Origin of the sequence: Neptunitalea lumnitzerae (assembly GCF_027924185.1) — a bacterium.
GTDB lineage: Bacteria > Bacteroidota > Bacteroidia > Flavobacteriales > Flavobacteriaceae > Neptunitalea > Neptunitalea lumnitzerae.
This window is the reverse complement of sequence record NZ_BRVO01000002.1, coordinates 555,729-573,194: the sequence shown is the minus strand read 5'-3', so window position 1 is coordinate 573,194 and position 17,466 is coordinate 555,729. Positions and strand designations below refer to the sequence as shown.

General features: G+C 32.2%; 11 protein-coding genes. 6 read left to right on the top strand and 5 right to left on the bottom strand.

Features of this window, described 5'->3' with window-relative positions:
- Window positions 1-5 precede the first annotated feature (5 nt).
- The 5 genes from Y10_RS09925 to Y10_RS09905 all read right to left on the bottom strand — a co-directional run bounded on the left by Y10_RS09925 (window position 6) and on the right by Y10_RS09905 (window position 8,171).
- Window positions 6-527, bottom strand: coding sequence for a phage tail protein (locus Y10_RS09925; protein WP_281765227.1), 522 nt, complete (start codon window positions 525-527; stop codon window positions 6-8).
- 6 nt (window positions 528-533) lie between these two features.
- Window positions 534-833, bottom strand: coding sequence for a hypothetical protein (locus Y10_RS09920; protein ID WP_281765226.1), 300 nt, complete (start codon window positions 831-833; stop codon window positions 534-536).
- Window positions 834-1,035: 202 nt separating this feature from the next.
- A complete protein-coding gene (locus Y10_RS09915) occupies window positions 1,036-1,668 on the bottom strand; it encodes a response regulator (RefSeq protein ID WP_281765225.1) in 633 nt (210 codons plus the stop codon).
- Window positions 1,669-1,672: 4 nt separating this feature from the next.
- Complete coding sequence (locus Y10_RS09910) at window positions 1,673-3,613, bottom strand: sensor histidine kinase (RefSeq protein WP_281765224.1); 1,941 nt, start codon at window positions 3,611-3,613, stop codon at window positions 1,673-1,675.
- A 601-nt stretch (window positions 3,614-4,214) separates the two neighbouring features.
- Window positions 4,215-8,171, bottom strand: coding sequence for a hybrid sensor histidine kinase/response regulator (locus Y10_RS09905; protein ID WP_281765223.1), 3,957 nt, complete (start codon window positions 8,169-8,171; stop codon window positions 4,215-4,217).
- A 365-nt stretch (window positions 8,172-8,536) separates the two neighbouring features.
- Between Y10_RS09905 and Y10_RS09900 the strand changes: the two genes are divergently transcribed.
- The 6 genes from Y10_RS09900 (at window position 8,537) to Y10_RS09875 (ending at window position 17,453) form a co-directional block, all read left to right on the top strand.
- Window positions 8,537-11,545, top strand: a complete 3,009-nt coding sequence (locus Y10_RS09900) for a SusC/RagA family TonB-linked outer membrane protein (protein ID WP_281765222.1) — start codon at window positions 8,537-8,539, stop codon at window positions 11,543-11,545.
- An 11-nt stretch (window positions 11,546-11,556) separates the two neighbouring features.
- On the top strand, window positions 11,557-13,086 hold the full coding sequence (locus tag Y10_RS09895; protein ID WP_281765221.1) for a RagB/SusD family nutrient uptake outer membrane protein: 1,530 nt from the start codon (window positions 11,557-11,559) through the stop codon (window positions 13,084-13,086).
- Window positions 13,087-13,152: 66 nt separating this feature from the next.
- Entirely contained in the window at window positions 13,153-14,325 is a 1,173-nt protein-coding gene (locus Y10_RS09890; protein WP_281765220.1) for a glycoside hydrolase 5 family protein, read from the top strand.
- 4 nt (window positions 14,326-14,329) lie between these two features.
- A complete protein-coding gene (locus Y10_RS09885) occupies window positions 14,330-15,364 on the top strand; it encodes a glycoside hydrolase family 43 protein (protein WP_281765219.1) in 1,035 nt (344 codons plus the stop codon).
- Between the two features lie 11 nt (window positions 15,365-15,375).
- Entirely contained in the window at window positions 15,376-16,392 is a 1,017-nt protein-coding gene (locus Y10_RS09880) for a glycoside hydrolase family 43 protein (protein ID WP_281765218.1), read from the top strand.
- 29 nt (window positions 16,393-16,421) lie between these two features.
- On the top strand, window positions 16,422-17,453 hold the full coding sequence (locus tag Y10_RS09875) for a glycoside hydrolase family 43 protein (protein ID WP_281765217.1): 1,032 nt from the start codon (window positions 16,422-16,424) through the stop codon (window positions 17,451-17,453).
- The last annotated feature ends 13 nt before the right edge of the window (window positions 17,454-17,466 follow it).

Sequence of the window (17,466 nt, the reverse complement as noted above, 5' to 3'; positions counted from 1 at the left end):
TTTACTTATGGTCTTTCAGGAAATTCACCCTCAGTACAAATGATATAATTTAAAGTAAGAAAGGGTTGTCTATTTTCATGGGCATCACCATTTCCTGTTGCTTCCATTTGAATAACATCTGGAGCCATACTATTGTTAGCTTTACTAGCGTATTTATTTCCTGTTGCTAGGTAGTTATTTGTAACTTCAGGTGTTTCAGTACCTCTTTCTACCGGCGAAGCTGCTTGTAGTTTTGTACTATGGTTATGTGTAGGCATTTCGGCAGTAGAAAGACTCACTTTTTCTATGCCTCCTAAAGTACCTAATTTATAATTAGATAGTCCATCTGCATGACCAGCACCTAATGGGACTCTTCCTCTTAAATCAGGCAGACAAAATGAATTATACCCGTTCCCTCCGTACGTATATTGTAAGAGATTGAACAACGGTTGGTATTTAGCCACGTCTAATGATTGACCATGACAAAATGCCCATCCTTGTGGAGCCCAGTCGAATGACCAAAGGGCAATAGTTCCGATTACAGCCATAATGTTTTATTTTACGATTAGTTCTTTTAGTTGAATTTTAAATGCGTTTCCGTTGGAAGCCTCAAGTGTATAGGTGCCAAATTTGTTTAAAGTTACATTTAGCTCTCCTGTACTGTCATAGCGGTAATATACCTCCGTAGATTGTGTTCTGATAAGCACCCCATAGGTACCTTCAATCATAGGAAATCCATCAATTTTATCGGTACCTAGGTAGGTGAAATTAATAATGAAACCAGGTACATCAAAATACGCATTGGTAAGATTATTAAAAGTTACTGTTTCCTTTCTTGATACCGGAAACTTCATAGGATTTTGATCCTTTGTGTAGTGAAAAGGATGATCGGAATGAAATTCATTCCGTAGGTGTAAAGTATACATAATTAATCGGTTTCGTCTTTGTATAAATACTTGAAGAATTGTAGTATATAACAAAGCACATTATTATTGCTACGAAAGTATAATGCATAACAATAGTAAACCATACGTACCCCTACGTATAAAGATGAAACTAACTAGTTTGGAATAGTTCGGGGTGCTGCTTTAACCAAAGTATTAAAGCATTTGGAGTAGAAGGTAGGTTTAATTTTTCAATAATATTACTGCGGTGTTTTTCTACAGTACGCCTAGAAATAAATAATTCATCGGCAATTTGAGCACTGGTATAGCTTTGTTCTAAATAGCGTAAAATTTTAATTTCTGTAACTGTTAGTTTATCAATAGATTGCTGGTTACTATCAAAATGAATAGAATTATTTAATCCTGGACTGATATATGTTTTATTGGCAATTACCTGTTGCAGGCATTCTTCAAGTTCATTTAGAGCAGTATCTTTTGTTAGGTACCCAAAAATGGATTTACCTACCTCTTGTAAAATGGCCTCTTGTTTATGAAGGGTTAATATGATTATTTTAGTGTTTATGCTTTTTCGTTTTAGCTTTTGAGCAATCTCTAATCCATTTAGTTTAGGTATATCAAAATCTAAAATTGCAATATCGGGGGTATACTTAATAATTTTGTTGTAGGCATCATAGCCATCTTCAGCGGTATCTACAACATCATATTGTTTTTCTTTTAAAAAACTTTTGGTACCGTTTAATAATAAGGGATGATCATCTGCCAAAAAAATACGAGCTGGGGTCATAATTTTAGTCTTTTAATATTTTAATTAGGGTGGTAGTACCTTTACCTTTTATTGAATGAATGTCTAATATGGCTCCTATAATTTGAGCACGTTCTTTAAGGTTTTTTAAACCTAAACTATTTAATATTTCTTTTTTTTCATTAAGGTTAAACCCAACGCCATTGTCTTTTATTTCAAATTTAAAATAACTATCATTTTCTGTTATTAATACCCTACACGCTTTTGCTTTTGAATGTTTTTCTACATTAGCCAAACATTCTTGGATCATTCTATAAATGAAAATTTCTTTTTCCTTGTCTATTTTCAGTTCATTCACCTGTATATCTCCCGAATAAAAAATCATTGAATTTCGCTGAAAGTTTTGAATTGTATGTTTTATAGAGGTTAATAGCCCTAATTTTTCAAATTGAAACGGATGTAGGCTTTGGGACATGTTTCTTACTTCATCAATAGTTTGCTCAATAAGTACGGTGTCTTCTTCTTTATTTAGTAGCTGTTTGTTTTTTATGAGTAATAAGTTTTGACCTATACTATCATGCAATTCTCCTGCAATGCGTTTACGTTCTTGTTCTAAATGCTGTATAAGGTGTTGCGCAAATTGCTTTTGTAAGCGTGCTTTTCTAATGGCATAAATACGTAGTCGCCAAATATAAATTACTATAAATATGCTTAGAATAATAATTCCGCCAAAAATGTAACGTTGATTAATAATTCGGTTCCTTGCTTGTAAAAGTTTTATATTTTGATTATTTCTTATAATTTCAAGATCTTTTTTTTCGGTTTCAAACTGGGTTTGTACATATGCAAATTTCTTACGAGAAGCGGCTTCATTTACAGAATCTTTAAGCGTTACATATTTTTTAAAAAACCGAAGAGCATCCTTTTCATTTTTTTGTTTTTCGTAAATGGAAGCCATAAGCAAATAAGTTCTAGCTACAGCTTGCCAGTCGTTCGCTTTATTTACATTATTGAGCAGCTCTTGTGCATACTCTTCAGCTTGCTTATAATTAGAATTTACTAGTGCATGAAGACTTTGCGCTTGTTTGTAATAACTATCTATAAAAGGTATCTGTCCGTTTTTTGCTTTTAATTTATCATTAAGCAGTTTAAAGTAATAATTTGAATTTTCTTTCTGTTCCTGTCTGGCATAGGTTGTAGTTGCGAATGCTAAGGTTAATATATTCACAATTTCGCTAATATCAGTTTCTTTATTATTAGCCTTTAAAGCCTCTTGGATGTGATATAATTCGTCTTTAGGCTTATCCAGAAAAAAGGCATCAGAAGCTGCTCCTATATGTGCTATGGCCAATACTTGACCATATTTATTTTTTTCTGTAACTTCAAAAATGAAGGCTCTTTCTTCAGCGGCTTTATCATAGATAGCGTAATTACTAAAAAGAGTACTTAATCCATTTTTTGTCCATAGCCACATTAAGGTATCTTGTTGATGATTAAAAATAGCCTCAGCCTTTTGAAAGTAAATTGAACTTTCTGAAAACATATTTAGCTTGGTAGTATTTTCAGCTGCTTTAAGATAAACATACCCGTATTCGTAGAGATTTGAGTCTTTTATTTTTTCTAGAAATTGGGAACCTTCCTTTAGTATTTCTAAAGAACCTTCGTAATCTTGTGCATAGGTAGCACCCTCTGCATAATTGATATAAAACTTAGCAATTTCTTTATTGTTAGTACATTTTTGTAAAAAGGGTTTAAAGTCATGAAATAACAAGTAACTTTCTTTATGATTTATCTCTTTGTAAATAAGATAATCTCCTAGTGTATTTAAAGCTTTTAATGCTTTATTGTATGATTTGCTTGTAAGTTCTTCTTGATAAGTATTTTTTAACTTGTTTGCATTAATGGAATCCTGAGCTTTATTTGACTGTAGGATAAAACAAAAACAAAAAAGTAACAGTAACCTTCTTTTAAAACAGTATGCTAGCATAATTGAATACTTCTATAAGCAAACTTAAGATATATATTTTTTAGATACATATATAAACGGTAGTATGGTTTTTTTATCGATATAAATCATATGTTTGATATGTTAAAAGAATGTATACCCTATGGATAATTATATTTTAAAACCTTATTATTAAGAGTATAGATACTTTTCTTGTTTTTTAAAGTTAATAAGATAATTAATATCGCTTACTTATAAAAGGATAACCAAGCGTGAATGAGTTGTATTAATAGAGTTTAATATAGAACTTTATATTCTTTCTCTTTCTTTTCTGCTACCAATACAGAAGTTTACTCTGTCTGGCTTTTTTAATAAGTTTGTTTTGAATATGCTGTTGCGCACTTTGTTTGATTAATGAACGTAAGAGATCACTTAAATAATAGGATGTTAACTTTAGTTAATCCGCTAAATATTTCACAGTAGGTAAGCCTTACTGTAGCGTTTTAATATTATCAAAGTAGGAATCAGCAAGTATTCCATTTGGGAAGGGACATCTGGATGCTCTACTTAATTTTTTGTTGTAACTACATATCCTTTTGATCTTCTGAAACATACTACAGTAAATACCAATCAGATTATTGAACTATTCCTTATTAGCTTTTTCAAAGCTTGTAGGCGTCATTCCAAAATGTTTCTGAAAATTTCTACCAAAACTTGTTTGAGATTTATAGCCTACCATTTCAGCAATTTCATAAATTTTCATGTTGGTTGTTTTAATTAAATGAGCAGCTTTTTTTAACCTACTTAAATTAATAAGTTCATTTGGAGATATGTCAGACAATTCATTAATATTCCTGTAAAGTGTAGATCTGCTCATATTCATATAATTAGCTATTTTATCTACGTTTAATGATTGCTCTTTTAAATGCTCTTGAATTACTCTATCTAGCTTTGTTAAAAATTCTTTATCTGTATTAGTAGTTGCTACAGATTTTAAATAGGCCAAAGGAGAACTAGAATAATGCCCTAAAATATTCCTTCTATTTTCTATAAGATTAGAAATTTGTATTAAAAGGTAATCCATAGAAAAAGGTTTTGTTATATAGGCATCTGCACCAGACTCTAAACCTTCTATTTTAGCATTTAATGCAGTTTTAGCAGTTAATAAAATAACAGGAATATGATTTGTTTTCTCATTCGATTTAATATCCTTACAAAGAGTAATTCCATTTTTTACAGGCATCATTACATCACTTACAATAAGTTGTACCTCATTTTTTAGTACCATTTCCCATGCCTCTTCACCATTTTTAGCTAATAGGATATTAAAATTTTCTGCTAATTCTGAAAGCATAAAATCAGCTAATTCTTTATTGTCTTCAGCTATTATAATTAAAGGTAAATGTTTATTTTGTATTGTGTTCGTTTTAGATTGTTTACTAGTGTATTCTATATCAGAAGGGGAAATGGCTTTAAGTTTTTCATTTTGATGTAAGGGAAGCTCAAGAATAAAAGTATTCATATTAGCTTCAGATTCATTTATATATAATGATCCATTATGTAATTGTGTTAATGAATAAGCTAATGACAAACCTATGCCTGTGCCTATATTAGGTGTAGGTGTATGTGGATATACTCTAAAAAAGGGCTCAAAAATACGCTTATGAAGATGTACCGGAATTATATCTCCATCATTTTTAATAGTTACTTTAAAACTTGATTCTAAAATATCTAAGGTTAAAATTACTTTTTTAGCGGAATACTTAATTGCATTACCAAAAAGATTGCTTAGAATTTTTCTAAAAGCTTCTTCGTCCGCAAACGCTATAATAGCTTTTTCTGGTATGTTAATAGTACATTGTAAGTTTCTTTCTTGAATTAGCTGACTAAAGCGAGTAAGTGTTTCTCTTATTATTTCACTAATATTTATTGGTTCAAAATTAAGTTCAACATTTTTCATTTCAACTTTACGAAAATCTAATAACTCATTTACTAAATTTAGCAATCTAATGGTATTTTTTTCCATAATATCTAAGTTCTTAGGTATTTCAGGAGATTTATATTTTTGCTTAATTAGCTTTTCTAAAGGGCTCTTTATTAACGTAAGTGGAGTACGTATCTCGTGTGCTACATTTGTAAAAAATTCAATTTTTGCCTCATAAATTTCTTTTTCTTTTTCATTTTGTAACTGCGTAATATGTCTATTACTTTTTCTTCGTGTATATCTATGATATGTTCGTAAACCGAAGTATGCAATCCATATTAGTGCTAAAAGATAAATTAGAATTGCTACTTTACTTAAATAGAATGGTGGTAAAATAGTGATTTTCAATACCGCATTTTCTTTGGTCCAAACCTTATAATTATTTAATGCTTTTACTCTAAAGGTATAAGTTCCAAAAGGAAGTTCAGTAAAATTAACTTCGTGATTCTTCTCTAATGGAATCCAATTATCATTAAGACCTTCCAATTGGTACCAATATCGTGTCATTTCTGGAGCAGTAAAGCTTAAAGAAGCAAACTCTAACTTAAAACTAGATTGTTGATTATTAAGAATTATTTCATCTGAAAATAGAATAGATTTATCTAATGGAGAATTATTCTTCCCTACTTGAACATCATCATTATTAATAAAAATATCAGTAATATAAACAGATGGATTAAATGTGTTTTGGGTAAATTTATTAGGATTGAAACTTATCATTCCCTTAACGCTTCCAAAGTACATTTCACCATCTTCTGTTTGAAGTGAGGAACAATAGTTAAATTGATCACTTAATAATCCACTTGATCTAGTAAAAGTTTTAATATCCTCAGTCTCTGGATTAAATTCCACTAATCCATTTGAACTAGATATCCATAATTGTTGCTCATCATCTTCTAAAATAGCGTAAGTAACATTACTAGGGAAACCATCTGAACGCGTATATCTTTTAAAACTATCAGAATCAGGAATATATAAATTTAAACCATTTTCAGTTGTTATCCAAAGTTGATTCTTACTGTCTTCAAAAATTCCATTAATTACATTGGAACTGATACTATATACATTTGAGCTTTCATATCTATAAACTCCCTTTTTCTTGGTTTTTGGATTATAATAATAAAGACCATCCCAGTAAGTGCCTGCCCAAAAAGTACCATTATGATCCTCCAAGAAATAAGTATAATGATAAACTTCTGGAAAACCAGAAACTAATTCAAAAGAATCTGATGCTGGTATATATTTATGTACTCCAAATGAAGTAAGTACATATATACTCGTATCACTACTTTGATATATATGTAAAATAAAATTACTTCGAAGCCCACCTTCATCAGGTCCGGTTCCGTAATGTCTTATCACTTTTTCTGTTTCAATATCCATTACGTCCAATCCGTGCTCAAAAGTACCTATCCAGAGTTCATTTTCTTTAGCTAACAATCCATGGATATTGTAATGAGCCAAATTCCCTTTATTCTTTCCATAGGTGTAATTTGTAAACTTGCCAGTTTTTACATTCAACTTATTAAGTCCAGCATCTTCTGTACCAATCCAAAGGTTTCCATTTATATCTTTTTCAATCTCTCTTACGGCATTACCACTTAAAGAATTGGCTCCTACCATAGGAAAGTATCTAGTAAACGGTGTATAGGGCTTTGGGAAATAGTTTACCCCTCCAAAATAGGAACTAATCCATACCCCTCCTTCTTTATCCTCAACCAAAGCATAGATAGCGTTATCAGATAACGAATATGGGTTTCCATAATCCTTTTTAAAATTTAAATAATCACCATTCTCTATATTAACAATAAATAACCCTGATTCACTAGCAATCCATAACTCATTTTTATCTTTTATTAGAAAATCTCTCACAAACAATGGATTCTCTTTTTCTGGTAAAATCGGTTTCATGATATGAGAATCAATTGTGAAGAGAAATGCTCCATTATCCTTTGTTCCAATTAACAGCTCATTATTCCCATTACATTTCATAATTGTAATGATAGTACCCGAACTCTTAAAATCTGTATCATAAATTATCTTTTGAAAGGAATTATTTTCCGGGATATATTTAAAAACATTTTGAGGAGAGCTTATGTACACATTTCCACTAGGCGTATGTGTTACAAAATTTGCATAAAACTGATCGTATTTCTCAACCATTAGGTTTTCTTCATTCGCAACTATCCTAAGTAAAACTCCATTGGCAATAACCCATAAGCTACCATCTATGTTATATTCAATATCTAGAATAGGCTGATTTTGGGTTTCTTTAATAAGAGAGAAAGACTCCGTTCGTTCATCATATCTAAAAAGGCCGGTATCTGTGCCTACCCATAAATAGTCATTAAACTCATGAATACATCTAATAAAGTTACTACCTATACTAGTTGTGTCTCCTGGTATATGATGAAAAATTTTAAAATTATATCCATCGTATCTATTTAATCCATCCTTTGTGCCAAACCACATAAAACCTTTGTTATCTTGTAACATTGATATTACTGAGTTTTGTGACAATCCATCTTCAACCTGAAGATGTTTAAAAAAATAATCTTGTCCATAAAATACTGAACAATAACTACAAATTAGCGTTAGAATAATAACCTTTTTCATACACTACAAAGTAACGTAAGACAACGTTTTCGAAAGTTTACAAATTGTCTTTTTTTTCTACATATTAGTTCAACAACCAGATTATTTTGACAAAAAATTAACATTGAAACAAATTGAATAAAAATTGAAACATAAACATAGATATTCTTCGGTGAAATTTAATCTACTTTGGAAAACGAAATAATTGTTGTTTTTAGCACTTCAAATTTGGGTTTATAAAATAATTTATATTAAAAATTGATTAATTAGCAATTTACTAAAACAGTTCAAAACAAACAACAATTATAATTAAGTGTTATTAAACACAATTATTTCATCAAATTGTTTCAACTACCAATAAGGTAAAAATTTCAAAATGAAATTCTATGAGAACTATTATTAAATGTATGCTCAAAACACAGTATCTGATTATACTGACAATGTGTTTTGCTCAAAGCGTTTTTTCACAAAGCTCGGGTCAGGTATCAGGTACTATAACCTCTACCAATGGAGAACCCATTGCTTTCGCAAACGTTATCGTTAAAGGTACCTCAATAGGTACATCCGCTGATTTTGATGGTAATTATACTATTGATGCAGCACCCGACGCTATTATTGTTTTTAGCTATATCGGATTTAAAACACAGGAAATACCTGTAAATAATCGAACTATTATTAATGTAACCATGGAAGACGATATTGCTGCTTTAGATGAAGTAATAGTTGTTGGTTACGGAACACAAAAGAAAGAAGATTTAACAAGTGCAATCGCAGTTGTTAAATCAGATCAAATTGCCAAAAGACAAACTACTACAGTTGCCGAAAGTTTACAAGGTTTGGCAACAGGGGTAAATGTAAGAGGAGGGGGTAGGCCTGGCTCTGAAGCAAAAATTGAAATCCGTGGTTTAAAGAATTTACAAAGTACTAATCCACTCTATGTTATTGATGGTGTTATAACAACAGCCAATAGAGATTTTAATCCTAATGACATTGAAACTATTCAAATTTTGAAGGATGCCGCCGCCGCTGCGATCTATGGATCTCGTGCCGCAAACGGTGTAGTAATTATTACTACTAAAAAAGGTAAAGCAGGACCAATGAAAATTGAAGCTAGTACGAAAATGAGTACTACCACCATGCCTCGTTATGATCTTGTAAGCAAAGATGAATTTGTTCGATTAAATAATATGGCATATGATAATGCTGGATACACAAGACAAGATCTTAATCTAGATGTTAATACAGACTGGCAAGATGTGGCTTTTAGAACTGGATTTATCCAAGATCATAATGTAAGTTTTTCTGGTGGAGGTGAAAATTCTAGCTACTTTGTTTCAGCAAACTATTTTGGTAATAGAGGAACCGTAATCTCTACAGACTTTGAAAGAATGTCTTTCAGAGTAAATACATCAGGTACTAAAGGCATTTTTACTATAGGTGAAAATGTTGCTTTGAGCAATTCTAAAACTGATGAAATGTCTGGAAATCCATTAATAGATGTTTATAGGCTTTTACCTACTATTCCTATTTATGATAATGAAAACCCAGGAGGATATGGTTATGGTAAGGCAGATGTTGCAAATACATTTGCTGCTAACCCTTTAGCTATTGCAGATTTATCAGATGCTACCAATCAAAACTTTAGAATACGAGGAAATGTGTTTGCCGAAATTAAACCATTTTCATTTCTAAAGTATCGATTGAATCTAGGATATGAAACCAGCTTTGATAATTATAAGTATTTGAGAAAAGAAGGTAACTGGGCATTAAACCAAGCTTACCAACGATCTTATACCAATCAAAACAGAGCCCAGTGGCAGAATAAATTAATAGAAAACACTTTAACTTTTAATAAAGAATTTGGTAAACATTCTATTAACGTTGTAGCGGGTACTACATACCAAAAAGAAACTTACGAACAAATAAATGGTACCAAATACAATCTTATTGTAAACCCAACTACAGGAGAGTATTTTGAAGTATTAAACAGTGGTGATTCTCCTCAAACAGGAGGTTACAAAAATGAAGCTGTTCTTATCTCATACTTGGGGCGTTTGGAATATAATTATGATGATCGTTATTTATTCAATGCGGTTATTCGTAGAGATGGTTCCTCTCGTTTTAGCGAATCTAACAAGTGGGGTAGTTTTCCATCACTTTCCTTAGGTTGGAGAATTAATAAAGAATCGTTCTTCAATGTTGAAGCAATAAGTGATTTAAAATTAAGAGCAAGTTATGGAGAGTTAGGTAGTGGAAATATCGGATACTATGAATATCAAGGATTCATAAATTCTTTCGGAGCCGCAGTATTTGGAGTTGATCAAGAAGCTATAGCTTCAGCTACACAAGTTCAGTTAGCAAATAATAATCTTCGTTGGGAGGTATTAAAACAAACCAACATAGGATTTGATTTAGGTTTGTTAGATAACAGATTACAAATTACTTCTGACTATTTTATTGCTAAGACTGAAGACGTACTATTTGGTTTTCCTATTTTAATGACTACTGGTAATGATGGAGGAAATCCTATTTCTAATGCCGCTGTTATAGAAAATAAAGGTTTTGAGTTTAATGTTAGCTACAATCAGGTTGTTAATGATGACTTTAGTTTTAATGCCTCAATAAACTTCACGACGTTAAATAATAAACTAGTAGAATTAGGTAATGGCTTAAATGAAAGTATACAAGGTAATACAATTACCCGTCAAGGAGAATCTGTAGGTATGTGGTATGTGTTACAAACAGACGGATTATTTCAAAATCAAGATGAGATAAATAATTATACCAACTCTCAAGGACAAGTTATTATGCCAAACGCTAAGCCTGGAGATATAAGATATAAAGATATTAATGATGATGGTCAAATTACCACTGAAGACAGAGCCATTGTAGGAAGTCCTTGGCCAGATTTTGAAATGGGGCTTAATGCTGGTGTAAATTATAAGAATTTTGACTTTTCAATGAACTGGATTAGTTCTCATGGAGCTACTGTTTATAACGGTTTTAGAAGTACCGTTGACAGATTTGATGATGATAGTAACTACCGTGCTGGTGTACAACCTTGGACTCCTGAAAATCCGAATACTAATTTTCCAAGAGCAGAAAAAGGCTATGGTATGAATGCCAGAGGTGATACAGACCGCTGGTTAGAAGATGGAAGTTTTGCACGTCTAAAGTATATAGGAGTTGGATATACGGTTCCTAAAAGTATCTTAGAGAAAATAGGCTTCTCTTCTGCAAGAATTAGTATCTCCGCTCAAAATATCATAACTATTACCAATTACGGAGGATTAGATCCAGAATTTAATAATTCAAACATTTTCCAAAGGGGTGTAGATAGTGGTTCATTTCCTAATCTAAAAACCTATTCACTAGGCCTAAACTTTGGCTTCTAAAAATTACTACTATGAAACATTTAAAAATAATACTTGTAAGTTTTAGTTTCTTGTATTTACTAAGTGCTTGTAATAAAGATGAATTGGATCTGGCAAGTCCTAATGACCTTACAACAGTACAATATTGGAAAACTCCCAGCGATGCTGAAAAAGGCGTAAACTCTATTTATGCCATGTTCTATAAGGATGGATTATGGGCTCGATGGATTTATTTTAGATTAGACTTGACATCTGATGAAGGTTTTAGTCAAAGCCCTTGGACAGAATTGGCTGATTGGACCAAATTTAATTATGTTAATTATGACTTTTGGGAAGGGAATAGTGTTACTTGGAGAGATACCTACAAAGCTGCATTTAGAGCAAATCAAGTTTTAGCATACGTTCCTAATATTGAGTTTGAAGACAATGTAAGAAAATCACAGATTATAGCTGAGGCTAAATTTTTAAGAGCGTTGCATTATTATTATGCAGCTATTTTATGGGAGAATGTTCCATTGGTATTAGAGCCTTCTTCACCAGAAGATCTTCCTGCACAAAACACACAAGAAGAAGTTTTTGCTCAGATAGAAAGTGACTTAAACGATGCTTTTAATGATTTACCTTTGGAATGGGATAACTTCAACATAGGTAGACCTACAAAAGGGGCTGTTAAGGCTATATTAGCCAAAATGTATATGCAAGAACACCGTTGGCAAGATGCAAAACTAGCTTTAGAATTCTTAATTTCTGGACAAGGTGCTATCTATAGTTTAGTAGATAATTTTGAAGATAACTTTACTGATAATAATGAAAACAATTCAGAATCTGTTTTCGAAATTCAATTTGGTGATCAACGCCTTGGTGGTACTGGAGAAGGAGCGGACGCCGCTGTTTCTTCTCAAAGAGCACAGTTCTTTGCCCCTAGAAATATTGGATGGTCAGACGGGCAAGCAAGATATTGGTTAGTAGATGCCTTTAAACAAGAAGCTAATATGCAAGGAGGTATTGATGAACGCCTAAAGTACTCTTTATTTTATGCTGATTCGAATACCGATTTTGGTACATTGACCTATGGTAGAAACTGGGAATGGGGAGCCGAAGAGACTTGGTTTAAAAAAGGATCTAGAAGTTATTATAGAACTAATGAAGATTATTATTCTCAAGTTAATTGGCGACTTGTACGATATGCTGATATATTATTACGATATGCCGAAGTATTAAATGAACTTGACATGACAGCAGATGCATATCAGTATGTAGATATGGTAAGAGCTCGTTCTAATATGGCGCCATTAGCTACAGCATATCCACAAATAGGAAACAATCACGATCAATTCTTAGACCGTTTGAAAATAGAACGTGTTTTAGAACTATGTGGTGAAAGTGTTAGATGGGAAGATCTAAAACGTTGGGGAGATCTAGATACTCAGGCATCAATTGATGAAATTATAACAAGAGATCCTGATTTTAACAATTTTGTTATTGGCAAAAATAATAGATTACCTATCCCTCTATCTGAAGTTCAAAACAATCCAAACTTAAATCAAAATCCTAACTACTAACTAAAACTAGAATTCTGAGGTTACTGTTTATAAGTAATCTCAGAATTTTACTTAAATAAGCACAAAATGAAAAATACATATATAGGAAGTTTAAGATACGTTCTCGCTACTATTTTAATGACTATAGCATTTATTTCTTGTAAAGAAAAAATATCAAATGAAGTGTCAAACAAGAAAGAAGAAAGAAAAGTTTGGACTACTGAGCAAGCAAATCAATGGTATTCAGAGCAGCAATGGTATGTAGGTGCTAACTTTAACCCAAGTACCGCTATTAATCAACTAGAAATGTGGCAAGCAGATTCTTTTGATCCTGTTACTATTGATGAAGAACTTGGATGGGCAGAAGACATAGGGATGAATGCCATGCGCGTATATTTACATGATTTATTATACAAACAAGATCCAGAAGGCTTTCTTAAAAGAATGGATGCTTACTTGGCAATTGCAGAGAAGCATCATATAAAAACCTTGTTTGTGCTTTTCGATTCTTGCTGGAGTCCATTTCCTGAATTAGGTGAACAAAAAATGCCTACTCCTCATGTACATAATTCAGGATGGGTTCAAAGTCCAGGACAAAAAGTATTACAAGATTCGCTTCAATATAACAGGTTAAAAAAATATGTACAAGCAACCGTAGGGCATTTTAGCAATGATAAGAGAATTTTAGGTTGGGATGTATGGAATGAACCCGATAACATGACAGGACCCTCTTATGAAGCTGTTGAAATACCAAATAAAAAAGAACTTGTTTATAATCTATTAAGACAAGTTTTTCAATGGGCTAGAGCTGAAAATCCAAGTCAGCCTCTAACCTCTGGTATTTGGATAGGAGATTGGAAACAACATGATCAAATGGAGAAAATGCATCAACTACAAGTTTCTCAATCAGATGTTATCTCATTTCATAATTACGAAATACCAGAAATTTTTGAAGCAAAAATTAAGCAATTACAACGCTACAACAAACCTCTTTTATGTACAGAATACATGGCAAGACCCAATGGAAGTACATTTCAAGGATTTCTTCCTATTGCAAAAAAATACAACGTAGCTATGTTTAATTGGGGATTGGTAGATGGTAAAACTCAAACCAAATACCCGTGGGATAGTTGGACAAAAACATATACTTCTGAACCTGAAGTGTGGTTTCATGAAGTTTTTAATACTGATGGTTCACCTTATAAAACTGAGGAAACTACCTTCATAAAAAAGATTACATCAGAAGTAAATAAAAAATAAACAAATGTTTCATACAAGAGTTGTTAATTTCATTTTTTGTTTTTTGATTAGTATAGGGTGTTTTTCTCAACAACCTGATCTTCCAGGGCAGGTTGTTGAGGGAGAACACCCTGTTAATCAAGCCTATCTTTTTGCTCATATGACGCATGAAGATTATGGAAAATTATACTATTCGGTTAGTACAGACGGTTTACATTGGTATAGCCTAAATAATACTAAACGCGTATTTGATGATTATCATGGACATCCTGATATAGTTAAGGGTCCAGATGGGAGTTATTACATGACTGGAAATAATAGTGATTCTGATCCTGATATAACTATTTGGAAATCATCTGATTTAATCAACTGGAAGAAATTCAGCACTTATACTCCAAATCTACAAAAGGTAGAAAATTATCCGAATCCATTACAACGTATTGGAGCTCCTAAATTATACTTTGATGAAGTCTCATCAAAATTCATGATAACCTGGCATACACCGCATAAGGAAGGTATTCCCGGAGATGGGGAACGTTACTGGGCCAGTCAGCGTACACTGTATGTTATATCTAAAGATTTAAAAACTTTTGAAGAGTATCCTAAATTGTTATTTGATTGGGATTTAGGTACCATTGATGTTTTCATTAGAAAGGTTGGAGATAGTTATTATGCTATTTTAAAAGATGAAACCTACCCTACATTATATTGGCCAACAGGAAAAACAATACGTATTGCCAGATCGAAATCATTATTTGGTCCTTATTCATTACCAAGTGATCCTATTAGTCCAAATTTTAGAGAAGCTCCAACACTAATTCCATCACCAAATGGAAAAATTTGGTACTTATATTATGAGCAATATCCTGGAGTATCTTACGGCTTATCAGTAGCGGATAATTTAAATGGTCCTTGGTTTCAAGCTTCGGGTTATACGTTTTACAGTGATTGGGATAAATACAACCTACCTGAAGCTGTTAGACATGGTTGTATGATTACAATTTCTAAAAAAGAATATGACCAATTGGTTAGGCACTTTGGTATTAATAAAGCTAATTAATTTTAATTTTTATGAATTTACAAAAAATAAGCATCTTACTTTTAAGTACATTATTTCTTGCCTCATCATGTTCAAATGATGAAAGCAATGATTCTGGGGTTACTCCAACACCTACACCAACTCCAACTCCTGTTGCTACACCTATTTTTTTAGCAGATCCAACTATTTTTTACCATAATAATACCTATTATTTATATGGTACTTCTCAAGGAGATTTGGTTGGCTTAGGAAATGGCTTTTTAGTATATACTTCTACTAATTTAGTAGATTGGGATGGCCCTGAAGGAAATACACAAAATGGTTTTGCGCTTCACGAGAATAATGCTTTTGGGAATACTGGGTTCTGGGCTCCTCAAATTTTCGAATACAATAATAGCTTTTATATGGCCTACACGGCTAATGAAAAAATTGCCATTGCCACAAGTGATAGTCCTTTAGGGCCTTTCATAAATTCAGGTGATGCTATAGATACTAATGTTAATCAGATAGACCCTTATATTTTTATTGATGATGATGGTAAAAAATACCTCTATCATGTAAGATTAGATAATGGAAATAAAATTTACGTTGCTGAAATGAATGATGATATGTTAAGCATAAAGCCAAGTACATTAACTGAAATTATTACTTCTCAAGAATACTGGGAAAACACGCAGAATGTAAATTGGAAAGTTGTAGAAGGACCAACAGTATTTAAGCATAACAACTTATATTACCTAACCTATTCTGCTAACGATTATAGAAATCAGGATTATGCTGTGGGGTACGCTACTGCAAGTTCACCAATGGGACCATGGACAAAAAATACAAATAATCCTATTATTCATGGAGATGATGTAGGTGCCTATGGAACCGGACACGGAGATTTATTTATTGATGAAAATAATAACATGCAATATGTATTGCATGGTCATTATTCCGTTACATCAGTAGAACCAAGAAAAAGTGGAATAATAACTTTAGACTGGGATAATAATGAGCTCATCGCAGATCCAGATTCCTTTCGATTTTTTGAACAAATGCAATAAGAATATATCATTAAAACCAGTTATAAAATATGAAAAAAAATCTAGGATTCACTTTAATAGCACTTTTCAATTTTATAGTAGCTATTTCACAATCTAATACATTTCAAAATCCTATTTTACCAAGTGGTGCAGATCCGTTCAGTACCTATCATAATGGGTATTATTATTATACACATACCTTAGGTAATAAGCTAATGCTTTGGAAAACTAAAAATTTAGCGAACCTAAAAGATGCTGAGAGCAAACTCATCTGGACACCACCTACAGGTACCATGTATTCAAAGGAAATATGGGCTCCTGAATTCCATTTTATTAATAATAAATGGTATGTATACTTTGCTGCAGATAATGGTAATAATAATAATCATAGAATGTATGTTTTAGAAAATGCTTCTAAAGATCCGTTTAAAGGCTCTTGGAGGCTAAAAGGTAAAATAGATACGCACCCAGATCGTTGGGCAATAGATGCTAATGTTTACACATTTCATGATCAATTATATATGGTTTGGTCTGGATGGGAAGGAAATACAAACGGACAACAGAACATCTATATTGCTAAAATGAAAAACCCATGGACTTTGGAAGGAGCAAGAGTTTTGATTTCTCAACCAACTTACACCTGGGAAAAGCAAGGAGATTTGGATGACGATATAAATCCTCCACATGTAAATGTAAATGAGGGACCTCAGTTTTTAGAGCATAACGATAAGTTATTTATTGTATTTTCTGCGAATGGCTGTTGGACTGATTTTTACAATTTAGGACTTTTAGAACTTGAAGGAGGTAACCCTATGAATCCGCAAAATTGGATGAAGCATCAACAACCCATTTTTACTAAAAATGAAGCAAACGGTGTATATGCTCCTGGACATAATTCATTTTTCAAATCCCCTGATGGAACAGAAGATTGGATTCTATTTCATGCTAACGATAATGCAGGAGAAGGTTGTGGAACGAAGCGCTCACCAAGAATGCAAAAAATTGAATGGGATAAAGATGGCACACCTATTTTAGGCACTCCAGTATCAAACAAAACTATATTAAATATTCCTTCAGAATAACATCTAAACAAAA

What these genes read in the sequence shown, in the direction of transcription:
- Y10_RS09925 (WP_281765227.1), bottom strand. Translation starts at nt 527, where the DNA reads ATGGCTGTAATCGGAACTATTGCCCTTTGGTCATTCGACTGGGCTCCA.
- Y10_RS09920 (WP_281765226.1), bottom strand. Translation starts at nt 833, where the DNA reads ATGAAGTTTCCGGTATCAAGAAAGGAAACAGTAACTTTTAATAATCTT.
- Y10_RS09915 (WP_281765225.1), bottom strand. Translation starts at nt 1,668, where the DNA reads ATGACCCCAGCTCGTATTTTTTTGGCAGATGATCATCCCTTATTATTA.
- Y10_RS09910 (WP_281765224.1), bottom strand. Translation starts at nt 3,613, where the DNA reads ATGCTAGCATACTGTTTTAAAAGAAGGTTACTGTTACTTTTTTGTTTT.
- Y10_RS09905 (WP_281765223.1), bottom strand. Translation starts at nt 8,171, where the DNA reads ATGAAAAAGGTTATTATTCTAACGCTAATTTGTAGTTATTGTTCAGTA.
- Y10_RS09900 (WP_281765222.1), top strand. Translation starts at nt 8,537, where the DNA reads ATGAGAACTATTATTAAATGTATGCTCAAAACACAGTATCTGATTATA.
- Y10_RS09895 (WP_281765221.1), top strand. Translation starts at nt 11,557, where the DNA reads ATGAAACATTTAAAAATAATACTTGTAAGTTTTAGTTTCTTGTATTTA.
- Y10_RS09890 (WP_281765220.1), top strand. Translation starts at nt 13,153, where the DNA reads ATGAAAAATACATATATAGGAAGTTTAAGATACGTTCTCGCTACTATT.
- Y10_RS09885 (WP_281765219.1), top strand. Translation starts at nt 14,330, where the DNA reads ATGTTTCATACAAGAGTTGTTAATTTCATTTTTTGTTTTTTGATTAGT.
- Y10_RS09880 (WP_281765218.1), top strand. Translation starts at nt 15,376, where the DNA reads ATGAATTTACAAAAAATAAGCATCTTACTTTTAAGTACATTATTTCTT.
- Y10_RS09875 (WP_281765217.1), top strand. Translation starts at nt 16,422, where the DNA reads ATGAAAAAAAATCTAGGATTCACTTTAATAGCACTTTTCAATTTTATA.